This window comes from Nonomuraea ceibae, assembly GCF_019396325.1.
In the GTDB taxonomy this organism is placed as follows: Bacteria; Actinomycetota; Actinomycetes; order Streptosporangiales; family Streptosporangiaceae; genus Nonomuraea; species Nonomuraea ceibae.
In genome coordinates, this window is the sequence record NZ_JAHKRO010000018.1 from 96,092 (window position 1) to 109,561 (window position 13,470).

Here is a 13,470-nt window from a genome sequence, read left to right on the forward strand (position 1 = left end):
AGATGTCGCCGACCGTGACCTCAGAGATCGGGGCTGACTGTATGGAGACAGATCTGCGAGCCTTGGCAAGGGTCGAGGAATGGTACGGGCCGCACTCGAGCACCGCGGCCGACTGGCCGGTCGACGCCCTCCTCCTCGCCAAGGGGACGACCACCGTGAGCGTCGTGCTCCCGGCGCGCGACGAGGAATCGACCGTCGGTGACATCGTCACCACGATCCGCCGTGACCTGGTCGAGCGGTTGCCGCTCGTGGACGAGATCCTCGTCGTCGACTCGCACTCCACCGACGCCACCGCCGTCCGCGCGGCAGCCGCCGGAGCTCGCGTGGTGGCCCAGGACGCCGTGCTGCCCCACCTGCCCCCGCTGACCGGCAAGGGCGAGGCGCTGTGGAAGGGCCTGGCCGCCTCCACCGGGGACATCGTCGTCTTCGTGGACTCCGACCTGCGCGACTTCGGCTCCCACTTCGTCTCCGGCCTGGTCGGGCCGCTGCTCGTGGACCGCAGGATTCAGTTCGTCAAGGGCGCCTACGAGCGGCCTTACACCGGCGAGGACGGCGTCGCCAGGCGCGGCGGCGGCGGGCGCGTCACCGAGCTGGTCGCCAGGCCGCTGCTCAACATGTTCTGGCCCGAGCTGTCCGGCTTCTGCCAGCCGCTCGGCGGCGAGTACGCGGCCCGCCGCTCGGTCCTGGAGCGGGTGCCGTTCGTCACCGAGTACGGCGTCGAGTTCGGGCTGCTCGTCGACCTCCTCCAGGTGGCCGGGCTGGACGCGATGGCCCAGGTCGACCTCGGCTGCCGCACCCACAGCCACCAGTCGGTCACCGCGCTGGGCCGCATGGCCGGGCAGATCATGCTCACCGCCTGGTCCCGGCTGGAGCGCCAGGGCCGGGTGCTCGCCTCGCGACCTCCCGCGCACACGCTGCTGCAGTTCGGACTCGAAGGACAGGCCGACGTGGTGGATGTGGCCGTGGCCGAGCGGCCACCGCTGGCCTCGCTCGTACTGGAGGAGGATGTGGCATGAACGTCCTGGTGAACGCGGGGCCGTGGCTCGCGGTGCCGCCCCCCGGCTACGGCGGGATCGAGAACGTGGTCGCCACGCTCGTCCCCGCGCTGCGCGAGCGCGGCGTGCGGGTCGTGCTGGCGACGGTCGGATCGAGCACGCTGGAGGCCGACGAGCACATCAGCGTCTTCCCCGAAGGGCAGTTCGCCCACCTGCAGAAGCCCTACAACCAGGTCATGGGTCTCGCGCACGCCCACCAGACGCGGCTGGCCGCCGAACTGCGCGGGCGCGACGACATCGACCTGGTCCACGACCACCTGGAGGTCGTCGGCCCCGCCGTGCTGTCCGCGCTGGGCGGCCCGCCCGTCCTGCACACGCTGCACTGGGACCTGCGCAAGCACCACGAGTTCTACTCCGCCTTCCCGCAGTCGATCGCCGTCAACGGCGTCTCGCAGTCGCAGCTCGCCCGCGCCCCGCAGGCGCTGCGCGAGGCCGCGCTCGGCGCCGTCCACCTGGCCACCCCGCTCGCCGACCAGGACGTCCGGGTCGAACGGGGCGAGCACTTGGTGGTCATGGGCCGCGTCTGCGGGCTCAAGGGTCAGCACATCGCCGCCCGGGTGTGCCAGAAGCTCGGCCTGCCGCTGGTGCTGGCCGGCCCGGTCAGCGGGCTGAACTCGCCCGCCGAGCTGGAGGCCGTCGCCCAGGACCCGGGCCATCCGCTGCACGGCCACCCCGACGTGCGCTACTTCGTCGAGCGCGTCACCCCGTACCTGGACGGCGACCTGACCCGGTGGGTCGGCTCGGTCGGCGGCGCCGAGCGGGACGGACTGTACGCCTCCGCCCGCGCGTCGCTGTTCCCCATCCAGTGGGACGAGCCGGGCGGCACCGCCGTCGTCGAGGCGCTGGCGCTCGGCGTCCCGCCCATCGGGCTGCGGCGCGGCTGCCTGCCCGAGATCATCGAGCACGGCCGCACCGGCTTCCTCGCCGACACCGAGGAGGAGCTGGCCGAGTGGGTGCTGCGGGTGGACGAGCTGGACCCGGAGGAGTGCCGGCGTGAGGCCCGCCGCCGCTTCTCCCCGGCCGTCATGGCCGATCGCTACCTGGAGCTGTACGAGCGGGCCCGGCGCCGCTAGACGAAACCCCGGGGCAGCACCGCGACGGGGCAGGCCGAGGCGCGCAGCAGCTTCATCGCCAGCTCGCCGATGAACACCCGGTGCGGCTGGGCGTCCTCGCTGGCCGCGCAGACCAGCAGCTCGCCCGGCAGCCATTCGGCCGCGGCCACGGCGGCGGCCACGTCGTGCCCTTCGGCGACGTCCGCCTCGGCTTCGAGGCCGGTGCTCTCCCAGGCCAGGCGGACGGCCAGGGCCAGGTCGTCGCGGATGCGCTCAGGGTCGTCCGTGCGCAGGTCGAAGGTGATCAGCCGGAGCGGCACGCCGAGCCGGAGCGCGGCCTCCGCCACCCGGGGGACCGCCGCGTCGCACTGCGGCCGGTGCACGTACGCCAGCGTCAGCCGGGCGGGCCGCTCGGGCGGCGCGTAACCGGCGGGCACCGCCACCACCGCCTCCGGCGACAGGTGCAGCAGGTGGGAGGCGGTGCTGCCGAGGGAGATGAGCCCGTGCTGCCCGCCGTCGGCCGACCCGACGACGATCAGGTCGGCCTTGATGCGGCTGGCCAGCACGGCCAGGCCGCGTCCCGCGCCCCTGCTCTCGAACGCCATGAACCCGGCCGGGGTGTCCTCCAGCAGCCCGGCGGCGTGCGCCAGCGCGGCCTGCGCCTCGACGGCCAGCCCCGGGCTGCCCGGGGGGTAGATCGCCGCCACCGTGAGCTCCCCGCCGGTGATCCGCGTGATGGCGGCGCCCAGGGCGAGAGCGTCACGCCCGCCGGCGTCGTCGGTGTAGCCGACGATCACGTGCTCTCCGATCACGCATGCCCTCTTACCCGCTGTGACCAGGGAATACGCCGCCTTTTCAGGACGTTTCAAACATGCGGAGGCGTAAGAAAGTGAAGATCACTCTTGACACCAGGTTCAACGGCTCCCTCGGCCCGGTCACGCTGCGTGAGGCCGTAGCCCAGCTCAAGGCCCAGGACCTCGCCTGCACCGTCGCCCCGGAAACCGTGGCGGGCAAGGTCAGCGTGTTCGCCGACTGCGTCGAGCGCGGCTTCACGCCGCTGCGCAGCGAGATCATGGCCGCCTGTTACGTCGCGGAGCGCGACGCCACGACGGAGGCGTTCGACCGCGGGCTCATCACCGAGGGCGAGCTGCGCCAGCAGTATCTGGACCTCGATCGCAGGTTCCTCGCCTAGGTCGTCCTTTCGGCTGAGGCGAAGCCCAAGATCCATTCATAATGTCGTGTCCATCACCTGTTAATGGATTGGACACGAGTTGTACCGCGACATCGTCGACTTCGCACTCTCCACGCCCGCCTGGCTGCACACCTTCGCCGAGGTCGGCACCGACGGCGGGCTGTTCGTCTTCGCCGCGCTGTTCCTGCTCTGCTTCTGGCGGGCCCGCAACGCCCCCGCCCGCGACCTGGCGATCACCATCGCCGGCCCGGCCGGAGTGGTGTGCGCGTACGTGGTGAGCGAGGTGCTCAAGACCGTGGTGCGCGAGGACCGGCCGTGCCGGGGCGGGATCGCGACGATCGCCGCCTGCCCGCCGGTGGACGACTGGTCGTTCCCCAGCAACCACGCCGTCATCGCCGCGGGCGCGGCGGGAGCGCTGGTGCTGGCGTGGCGCACGCTCGCCTGGGCGGTCGTCCCGCTGGCGGCCGTCATGGCGTTCTCGCGGGTGTTCGTCGGCGTGCACTACCCGCACGACGTGGCCGCCGGGTTCGTGCTCGGCCTGGTGCTCGCGCCCCTGTTCGCGCTGCTGCTGGTGGGCGCCGTCACCCCGGTCGTCAAGCTGGCCCGGCTACGCCTGGCCGCCCGCTAGGTCGACCACTCGTGACGGGTCAGGAATCCCCGCTCGCCCGTCGCGTACTCGTGGAAGGCACGCCGCACTTCCTCCAGGTCCTCCACCAGGGTGCGGACCAGCGAGCCCTCCTTGTACTCCAGCTCGAAGCCCGGCGACACCTGGATGAAGTGGTGGCCGAAGGTGACCAGGGCCGTGAACGGGTTCTGCGGCGACATCGTCGCGAGCACGTCGTGCACCAGGCCCAGGTCCGGGTCGTGCACGATCAGGCCGTCGCCGGTGTGGAGCTGCATGCCCGCGTAGACGCCCAGCGGCGCGACGTTGTGCACCAGGTCGCGCTGCGGGTCGTAGCACACCAGCCCGTGCGCCCGTGCGGTCGCGAACACCTGGGCCGACATCTCGTCCATGGTGTCCAGGTCCATCGTCACCAGCACGTGATCGTCGTAGGCGGTGACGATCCCGGGCAGCTCCTTGGAGATCTCCGGCAGCTCCCCGCTGACGGGCTCGGTCTTCTTGACCTCCAGGTACGCGGCCCGCGCCCGGTCTCTGGAGATAGGGGCGGGCTCGTCCCAGACCATCAACTCAACGCTCACCCGTCCATCTTGTCGAACTGTCGCCGCACTTGGTGCGGTAGTGGCCGTAAGAACACGAAACCCACGCCCAGCGCGCCCGTCGTCCGCGTGGCGTCGGCGTGGTGGGTCGCACCTTTTCCGGATATGTCGGTTATCGGTCCGGCTTCTCGGAGGCCGGGACCAGCTCCACCGTGCAGTGCATGCACCGGCGCGCCTCGGCCGGGATGTCGCCGACGCACTCGGGGCACTGCTTGGTGGCCGCCTTCTCGTTCCGGTCGAACAGGCTGATCAGCCGCGTCATCGGCATCACGACCAGCCAGTACACGATGGCCGCGATCAGCAGGAACGTGATCAGATGGTTGACGAAGTCGCCGTACTTGAACTCGCTGCCGTTGACGGTGAAGGAGTACTCGGCGAAGTTCGGCTGCCGCCCGCCGGTGACCGCCCCGATCAGCGGCGTCACCAGGTCCCTGACCAGCGCCTGCACCAGCCCGCTGAACGTGGCCCCGACGATCACCGCGACCGCCAGCTCCACGATGTTTCCGCGTAACAGAAATTTCTTGAAACCGCCCATGGAAGGGCTATGTAGCCGGGCAAAAGCGGACCAAACCCTCATGCTGGAGTACGTGGGCCGCCTCCCCAGCCGCGCCAGGGGAGGCGGCCCACCCGTTTTGCCGCAGCCTTGAGGTGATCGTCCGGAGGGCCGGGGAAGGAACGTGATGCCCGACGGCTTGTCCGGGGGAGCGGGGGAACGGAACATGGGAGAGACCGTGAGGGAGCCTCGATGATCGAAGTCTGGCCGGGAGATCCGTATCCACTCGGGGCCACCTACGACGGCGCGGGCACCAACTTCTCGCTCTACACCGAGGTCGCCGACGCCGTCGAGCTGTGCCTGTTCGACGACGACAACAAGGAGTCCCGCGTACGGCTGAGCGAGGTCGACGGGTTCATCTGGCACGGCTACCTGCCGGGCATCGGCCCCGGCCAGCGCTACGGCTACCGGGTGCACGGCCCCTACGACCCGGCGCGCGGCCTGCGCTGCAACCCGGCCAAGCTGCTGCTCGACCCGTACGCGATGGCGATCGAGGGCGGGGTGACGTGGAACGAGGCGGTCTACGGCTACCGCTTCGGCTCGCCCGACACGCGCAACGACAAGGACTCCGCCCGGTACGTGCCGCGCTCGATCGTCATCAACCCGTTCTTCGGCTGGGGCCACGACCGGCCGCCCGCGACCCCGTACCACGACACCGTGATCTACGAGGCGCACGTGCGCGGGCTGACGATAGGGCATCCGAAGATCCCCAAGCACCTGCGCGGCACCTACGCGGCCCTCGGCCACCCCGAGATCCTCGACCACCTGACCAAGCTCGGCGTGACCGCGCTGGAGCTCATGCCGGTCCACCAGTTCGTCACCGACCACATCCTGGAGCAGCGCGGGCTGTCCAACTACTGGGGCTACAACTCGATCGGCTTCTTCGCCCCGCACAACCGCTACTCCAGCCAGGGCCAGCGCGGCGGGCAGGTGCTGGAGTTCAAGGCCATGGTGCGGGCGCTGCACGAGGCCGGCATCGAGGTCATCCTCGACGTCGTCTACAACCACACCGCCGAGGGCAACCACCTCGGGCCGACGCTCAGCTTCAAGGGCATCGACAACCCCGACTACTACCGGCTCGTGCCCACCGACAAGCGCTACTACGTCGACACCACCGGCACCGGCAACAGCCTGCTCATGCGGTCACCGCACGTGCTCCAGATGATCATGGACTCGCTGCGCTACTGGGTGATCGAGATGCACGTCGACGGGTTCCGCTTCGACCTCGCCTCGACGCTGGCCCGCGAGCTGCACGAGGTCGACCGGCTGAGCGCCTTCTTCGACCTGGTCCAGCAGGACCCCGTGCTGTCCCAGGTCAAGCTCATCGCCGAGCCCTGGGACGTCGGCCCCGGCGGCTACCAGGTCGGCAACTTCCCCTCACGCTGGACCGAGTGGAACGGCCGCTACCGCGACACCATCCGCGACCTGTGGCGCGGGCAGCCGGCCACCATGCCGGAGTTCGGCTACCGCTTCACCGGCTCCAGCGACCTCTACCAGGCCGACACCCGCCGCCCCGCCGCCTCGATCAACTTCGTCACCTGCCACGACGGCTTCACCCTCCAGGACCTCGTCTCGTACGACCACAAGCACAACGAGGCCAACAAGGAGGGCAACCGCGACGGCACCGACGACAACCGGTCCTGGAACTGCGGCGCGGAAGGCCCGGCCGACTGGGCCGTCGAATCCCTGCGTGAGCAGCAGAAACGCAACTTCCTCACCACGCTGTTCCTGTCGCAGGGCGTGCCGATGCTCTCCCACGGCGACGAGCTGGGCCGCACCCAGCAGGGCAACAACAACGGCTACTGCCAGGACAACGAGATCACCTGGGTCGACTGGTCCGACGTCAGGGAGAACTGGCTGCTGCTGGAGTTCACCCAGAGCCTGGCGGCGCTGCGCAAGAAGCATCCGGTGTTCCGCCGCAGGAGATTCTTCTACGGCAAACCGGTGCGCGGCCTGAGCGACATCGCCTGGCTCACCCCGTCCGGGGAGGAGATGACCGACAGCGACTGGAACGTCGGCTACGCCAAGTCGCTGGCCGTCTTCCTCAACGGCGACGCCATCACCGAGCCCGACCGCCGCGGCCGGCCCATCAGGGACGACTCGTTCCTGCTGCTGTTCAACGCGCACCACGACACGATCAGGTTCACGATCCCCAAGGACTACGGAGAGATGTGGCAGACCGAGATCGACACCGCCATGCCGATCAGGCTGGACGTCCGGATGTGCCGGGCGGGCGAGGGAGTGGCCGTGCCCGGACGCAGCGTGCGGGTGTTGCGCCGTGTCTAGGCCGATCTCGACCTACCGCCTCCAGCTGACCCCCGACTTCGGCTTCGCCCAGGTCGCCGACCTCGCCGGCTACCTGCGCGACCTCGGCGTCACCCACGTCTACCTGTCGCCGATCCTCCAGGCCGTGCCCGGCTCCCGCCACGGCTACGACGTCACCGACCACTCCCGCGTCCGCGAGGAGTTCGGCGGCGCGCAGGGCTTCAGGGAGATGGCCCAGCGGCTGGCCGCCCACGACCTGGGCATCGTCCTCGACCTGGTCCCCAACCACATGAACACCGAGAACGAGCGGTTCATGGCCGTGCTCCGCGACGGGCCCGGCTCGCCGTACGCCCGCTGGTTCGACATCGAGTGGGACGGCGGGAAGGTGGCGCTGCCGGTCCTCGGCGACGACACCGACCCGGCCGAGGCCGAGCGCGGCTACCCCCAGCCCGGCTACCACAAGCTGGTCGACTGGCGGGAAGGCCCAGGCTACCGGCGCTTCTTCGACGTCTCGACGCTGATCGGGCTGCGCGTCGAGGACCCGGAGGTGTTCTTCGCCACCCACGAGGTGATCTTCTGGCTGCTCGACGAGGGGCTCGTCGACGGGCTGCGGATCGACCACCCCGACGGGCTCGCCGACCCGCGCGGCTACCTGGAGGCGCTGCGCGCCAGGACCGGCGGCGTGTGGACGGTCGTGGAGAAGATCCTCATCGGCGCCGAACGGCTGCCCGGCGACTGGGCGTGCGACGGCACCACCGGTTACGAGGCGCTCAACCGCGTCAACGGCCTGTTCGTCGACCCCGAGGGCAAGGCGCCGCTGGTCGAGCTGTTCACCCGCCTGACCGGCGAGCCCGAGAACTACCACGCGGTCATGGCCAGGGCCAAACGCGAGGTCATCGACCTGTTCTTCGGCCCCGAGGTGCGCCGCCTGGCCCGCGCCGCCTCCTGCACCCCCGAGGCCGCCGCCGAACTGCTCGCCGCCATGCCCGTCTACCGCGCCTACGTGGTGCCCGGCGAGCCGCCGCCGCGCCGGTCCGTGGAGATCGTCGAGCAGGCCGCCGCAGCCTGCTCACCCGCCGTCCGGCCGCTCGTCCAGCAGGCCCTGTACGGCTCGCCCGAGGCGATCATCCGCTTCCAGCAGGCGTGCGGGCCCGTGATGGCCAAGGGCGTCGAGGACACCGCGCTCTACCGGTGGTTCCCGCTGTCGTGCCTGAACGAGGTCGGCGGCGAACCCGACCTGTTCGGGCTCTCCGCCGAGGAGTTCCACGCGTTCTGCGCGAGCATGCCGCCCCACTCCATGACCACGCTGTCCACCCACGACACCAAACGCTCCGAGGACGTGCGGGCCAGGCTGTCGGTGCTGTCGGAGCTGCCCGAGGAGTGGGCGGAGGCCGTCGCGGGCTGGTCGGCCGAGCTGAGCTTCGACCGCCACCTCGACTACCTCGCCTGGCAGAACCTCATGGCCGCCTGGCCGATCTCCGCCGAGCGGTTCACCGACTACCTGCTCAAGGCCGCCCGCGAGGCCAAGACGGCGATCTCCTGGATCCGCCCCGACCCCGGCTACGAGCAGCGCCTGCGCGCCTTCGCCGAGGCCGCGGTGCGGCTCGACGTGGGCGCGTTCACCCGGCGCATCGACCCCTACGCGATGTCCAACTCGCTCGGCGCCAAGCTCGTGCAGCTCATGATGCCCGGCGTGCCTGACGTCTACCAGGGCAACGAGATGACCGACTTCTCCCTGGTCGACCCGGACAACCGGCGGCCCGTCAGCTTCCCCCGCGAACCCGCCACCGAGTGGGACGCGGCCAAGCTCCTCGTCACCACCCAGGCGCTGCGGCTGCGCCGCCGCCTCGAACCCGCCGCCGCGTACACCCCCATGAGCGCCGAAGGCGACGCCGCCGAGCACGTGATCGCCTTCGCTCGCGGCGACCGGCCCGCCGCCGTCGCCGTCGCCACCCGCCTGCCCGTGCGCCTGGCCCGGCGCGGCTGGGGGGCCACCACGCTGACGCTGCCGCCCGGCCACTGGCGCGACCTGCTCGCCGGCGGCCGGCACACCGGCCGCGTCCCGCTCGCCCACCTGCTCGGTACGTATCCCGTCGCACTCCTGGAGAGACATGATCTTTGAGGTGTGGGCACCCAGAGCCACGGCCGTCGACGTGGACGTGGACGGCCGGCGGCACCCCCTCACCGCCGGCGCGGGCGGCTGGTGGTCCGCCGAGGTGGCCGAGGCCGGCCACGGCAGCCGCTACGGGTTCGTGCTCGACGGCGACGGGCCCTACCCCGACCCGCGCTCGCGCCGCCAGCCCGAAGGCGTCTTCGGCCCCAGCGCCGTCTACGAGCACGACCGCTTCACCTGGGCCGACCACGACTGGAAGGGCCGCGACCTGCGCGGCAGCGTGATCTACGAGCTGCACATCGGCACCTTCACCCCCGAGGGCACCTTCGAGGCGGCCGCCGACAGGCTCCAGCACCTGGTGGAGCTCGGCGTCGACCTCGTCGAGATCATGCCGGTCGCGCCCGTGCCCGGCACCCGCAACTGGGGCTACGACGGCGTCGACCTCTACGCCGTCAACGAGACCTACGGCGGCCCCGACGGACTCAAGACCTTCGTCGACGCCTGCCACCGGGCCGGCCTCGGCGTCCTCCTCGACGTCGTCTACAACCATCTCGGACCGTCGGGCAACTTCCTGCACCCCTTCGGCCCGTACTTCTCCGGCTTCGCCGGTAGCTACTGGGGCGAAGCGGTCAACCTCGACGGGCCCGGCTCCGACGTGGTGCGACGCTACTTCATCGACAACGCGCTCCAATGGCTGCGCGACTACCACCTCGACGGGCTCCGGCTCGACGCCGTCCACGCGCTGCACGACCGCCGGGCCACCCACCTGCTCGCCGAACTCGCCGACGAGGCCGACGCCCTCGCCTGCTCCCTCGGCCGGCCCCTCACGCTCATCGCCGAATCCGACCTCAACGACCCCCGCATGGTACGGTCCCGCGACGCCGGCGGGCTCGGCATGACCGCCCAATGGGACGACGACGTCCACCACGCCCTCCACACCGCCGTCAGCGGCGAGACCCACGGCTACTACGCCGACTTCGCCGGCCTGCCCGCCCTGGCCAAGGTGCTGACCCGCGGCGTCCTGCACGACGGCGGCTACTCCAGCTTCCGCGAACGCGCCCACGGCGCCCCCTTCACCGGAGTCCCCGGCCACCGGCTCGTCGCCTGCCTGCAGAACCACGACCAGATCGGCAACCGGCCCGCCGGCGACCGGCTGCCGATGCCCGCGCTCAAACTCGGCGCCGGGCTGCTGCTCACCTCACCGTTCACACCGATGCTGTTCATGGGGGAGGAGTGGGGGGCCGGGACGCCGTTCCTGTTCTTCTCCGACCACGTTGAGCCCCACCTGCGCGAGAGCGAGGGCGGGCGGAGGCAGAAGGAGTTCGAAGGCTTCGGCTACGCCTGGGAGGCGCCCGACCCGTCGGACGAGGAGACGTTCCTGCGCTCCAAACTCGACTGGGACGAGCTCAAGGGGGAGGAGCACTGGTCGCTGCTGTGCTGGTACCGCGACCTCATCGCGCTGCGCAAGGCGCTGCCCGAACTGTCGGACCCGCGCCTGGACCGGGTGCGCGTCGAGACGGACCCGGCGGGCGACTGGCTCGTGGTGCGGCGTGGTCCGCTGGCGGTCAGCGTCAACCTCAGCACCGAGACCCGCACCCTGCCGGGCACGCTGGGCACGGTGCTCCTGGCCTCCGACGAGCCGATCGAGGCAGGTGAGGACGGCATCCGCCTCCCCGGCCAATCCCTGGTCATCCACCGCCCCCCGCCTCCCACGCCCTAGCCCCTCCACCCGCCATCCACAGGGGAGAGCCGGGGCGCCCGTCGTCCATAGGAGAGGGCCCGCGCGCCCGTCGTCCACAGGCACGGCGGCCTCCCTCCTCCACCGTCCACAGAACGCCGTTCTCCTCCACGCCCCGCCGCCCCGCTGCCCGATCCTGGCTGCCTCACCGCACCCATCCCCCGGGAGGCCGCCATGCAGATCGCCCTTGCCCTGCCAGCCCTGCTGACCTCACTGTTCGTCGTCGCCGTCGAACGGCTGCCGTTCGAGCTCACCGCCCTGCCGTGGCGCGTCGGCACCCCCTACCGCCGGGCCGCCATCGCCCAGGCGGGCACCCGGTCCCTCCTCCTCACCCACCACCCGACCCCCTGGAGACAGCCCGGCACCACCACCTTCACCGACGCCGAACGCCGCCTCCTGCGCCGCTCCACCGAGCACGTCGTCATCTCCGCCACCACCCCGCCCACCGCCCTCCCGGCCGCCGCCCAGCTCGCCCGAGCCACAGCCCGCACCCTCGCCAGCGCCGGCCTCCTCATCGACCCCCTGACCGGCACCACCCAGCCCCACCCCGTTCGGCCCACTCCCACGCACCCCGTGGCGGAACCCGCCAAGTTCCATCTCGGCGACGGCTGGCTCGGCTGGGACGTCCGCGTCCACGACGACGCCACCTGCCCACCGTGGAACCCCGCCGACACGGGCACCTGCGACGCGCTCAGCGTCACCTCCCGAGGGCTGAGCCGCTTCGCCCTGCCGGAGATCACCCTCGACGGCGCGGCCTGCGCCCACCGCCTGTGCGCCACCGACCTCCTCCGCACGGTCGCCCACCGCCTGGTGGCCGACCAACTGGCCTTCCTCGCCGCCCACCCGGACGCCCGCCTCCGCCTCATCGACGACCACCTGCGCATCGGCCCGCCATCATCCTTGAGCGTCCGCCTCACCCCCTGCTCGACCACCCCGGCCGACCTGGGCCGCACAGGCAGCATCAGACGCCTCAAGATCGCCCCCACGACCGGCGGCGACCAGATCACCTGCCTGCGCGTCGGCCCACCCTCCGGCTTCACCGGCTCCCTCAACGACTGGCTCTGCGCCCCCCACCCCACCCCCGCCCTGGCGGCCTGAAACGCCCACCCCCATGCAGAAACACCACCCGGCACGGGAACCCTCCGAGGAACACCCACCGCCCCCCATTCGTCCACAAAGTCGTGGACCCAATCGAAGACCTCGACCGTCGCCTGCGGGAAACACGTGAAGCCGTTCGCAGGTTCGACCAGCTCGCCGCCCGGCGCTCCACCGTCAACACCCAGCTCAGGGAGGTCACCGAAGCAGTCACCCGGCTGGAGGCCGAGCTCAAGAAGGAACAGCGGGACGTGACCCGACTGGAGGGCGGCTTCTCAGGGTTCCTGGCGGGCCTGACGGGCGGCAAACAAGAGCGCCTGACCCGCGAACGAGCCGAGGCCCAGGCCGCCGCCGAACGCCTCGACGGCCAGCGCCACCGCCTCACCGACCTCACCGCCGACCTCGAAGCCACGGACCGGGTGCTGTCCCACCTGGCCGGCGCCGCCGAAGCCTACGAGCAGGCATTGGCCGACAAGGAAAGCCTCCTGGTCAACCTGGCCGACCCCCGGGCGCAACGCCTCATCGACCTGGCCACCCAACTGGCCGACACCGAGGCCGACCTCCGAGAGCACGACGAGGCCATCCAGGCGGGCGACACGGCCCGCCGCGCGGTCGCGGAGATGCTCGCCCTCCTCAAGCATGCCCACGGCGCCTCCACCTTCGACATGCTCGGCGGCGGTGCCTTCGCCGACGCGGTCGAACACCACCACCTCAGAGCAGCCGACCAGGTCGCCTGGCACGCCCAGCGCGCCCTCGACGTCTTCTCCCGCGAACTCGCCGACATCGGCTGGACCGCCACCCCACGACTCCCCAAGGTGGACACCCGCTGGTTCGCCGACACCTTCTTCGACAACATCATCACCGACGCCCTCAAACACCAGCGCATCAACCGCACCCGCAACGCCGTGACAGCCATGTCCCAGTGGCTGGGCACCTCCCTCCACACCCTCACCGTCCAGCGAAACGACCTCGCAGCCCTCCACACCCAACTCCTCCAGGAACGAGAACACCTCCTAACCGCCTAACCCCGCCAACCAGGGGCACGCCCTTGTGCCTCGCAGGGCCGCAACCCACGAACCTGGCACGGCCCGCCGAAGCCCCAAGCCCCCCGGCCCCTTCACCTCAGCCCCCACCCGCCCTTTCACCCGCCCGCCCTTTCACCCACCCGCCCTTTCACCCACCCGCCCTT

General features: G+C 71.2%; 12 protein-coding genes. 9 read left to right on the forward strand and 3 right to left on the reverse strand.

Annotated features, from left to right (window positions below; translation table 11 throughout):
* Window positions 1-41 precede the first annotated feature (41 nt).
* Window positions 42-1,016 carry a glucosyl-3-phosphoglycerate synthase gene (locus KME80_RS15190; RefSeq protein ID WP_219505526.1) on the forward strand — a complete coding sequence of 325 codons (975 nt, stop codon included), beginning with the start codon at window positions 42-44 and terminating at the stop codon, window positions 1,014-1,016.
* Window positions 1,013-2,128: a glycosyltransferase gene (locus tag KME80_RS15195; RefSeq protein WP_219505529.1), complete on the forward strand. Its 1,116-nt coding sequence runs from the start codon at window positions 1,013-1,015 to the stop codon at window positions 2,126-2,128. Before KME80_RS15190 ends, KME80_RS15195 begins: the two co-directional genes overlap by 4 nt.
* Here KME80_RS15195 and KME80_RS15200 read toward each other — a convergent pair.
* A complete protein-coding gene (locus KME80_RS15200) occupies window positions 2,125-2,919 on the reverse strand; it encodes a universal stress protein (protein WP_308125768.1) in 795 nt (264 codons plus the stop codon). The two genes, KME80_RS15195 and KME80_RS15200, sit on opposite strands and share 4 nt — an antisense overlap.
* Window positions 2,920-2,996: 77 nt before the next feature.
* Here KME80_RS15200 and KME80_RS15205 point away from each other — a divergent pair, with 77 nt between their 5' ends.
* Both KME80_RS15205 and KME80_RS15210 read left to right on the forward strand, forming a co-directional pair.
* Entirely contained in the window at window positions 2,997-3,299 is a 303-nt protein-coding gene (locus KME80_RS15205; RefSeq protein ID WP_219505532.1) for a hypothetical protein, read from the forward strand.
* 79 nt (window positions 3,300-3,378) lie between these two features.
* Window positions 3,379-3,927 carry a phosphatase PAP2 family protein gene (locus KME80_RS15210; protein ID WP_219505533.1) on the forward strand — a complete coding sequence of 183 codons (549 nt, stop codon included), beginning with the start codon at window positions 3,379-3,381 and terminating at the stop codon, window positions 3,925-3,927.
* On the opposite strand, the gene KME80_RS15215 is transcribed toward KME80_RS15210, so the two are convergent.
* Window positions 3,924-4,499 carry a hypothetical protein gene (locus KME80_RS15215; RefSeq protein ID WP_308125769.1) on the reverse strand — a complete coding sequence of 192 codons (576 nt, stop codon included), beginning with the start codon at window positions 4,497-4,499 and terminating at the stop codon, window positions 3,924-3,926. The genes KME80_RS15210 and KME80_RS15215 overlap by 4 nt on opposite strands.
* A gap of 130 nt (window positions 4,500-4,629) precedes the next feature.
* Window positions 4,630-5,052 (reverse strand): large conductance mechanosensitive channel protein MscL, encoded by a 423-nt coding sequence (mscL, locus tag KME80_RS15220; protein WP_219505535.1) that lies wholly within the window; start codon window positions 5,050-5,052, stop codon window positions 4,630-4,632.
* A gap of 210 nt (window positions 5,053-5,262) precedes the next feature.
* Between mscL and glgX the strand changes: the two genes are divergently transcribed.
* From glgX to KME80_RS15245, 5 genes are all read left to right on the forward strand, one after another.
* Entirely contained in the window at window positions 5,263-7,356 is a 2,094-nt protein-coding gene (gene glgX / locus KME80_RS15225; protein WP_219505537.1) for a glycogen debranching protein GlgX, read from the forward strand.
* Entirely contained in the window at window positions 7,349-9,457 is a 2,109-nt protein-coding gene (gene treY, locus KME80_RS15230) for a malto-oligosyltrehalose synthase (RefSeq protein WP_219505539.1), read from the forward strand. Before glgX ends, treY begins: the two co-directional genes overlap by 8 nt.
* A 1-nt stretch (window position 9,458) precedes the next feature.
* Window positions 9,459-11,168 carry a malto-oligosyltrehalose trehalohydrolase gene (gene treZ, locus KME80_RS15235; protein ID WP_308125770.1) on the forward strand — a complete coding sequence of 570 codons (1,710 nt, stop codon included), beginning with the start codon at window positions 9,459-9,461 and terminating at the stop codon, window positions 11,166-11,168.
* A gap of 192 nt (window positions 11,169-11,360) precedes the next feature.
* The gene (locus tag KME80_RS15240) at window positions 11,361-12,284 is read left to right on the forward strand and encodes a Nif3-like dinuclear metal center hexameric protein (RefSeq protein ID WP_219505543.1); all 924 of its coding nucleotides are present in this window, start codon (window positions 11,361-11,363) and stop codon (window positions 12,282-12,284) included.
* Between the two features lie 83 nt (window positions 12,285-12,367).
* Window positions 12,368-13,306, forward strand: a complete 939-nt coding sequence (locus KME80_RS15245; RefSeq protein WP_219505546.1) for a hypothetical protein — start codon at window positions 12,368-12,370, stop codon at window positions 13,304-13,306.
* Window positions 13,307-13,470: the final 164 nt, after the last annotated feature.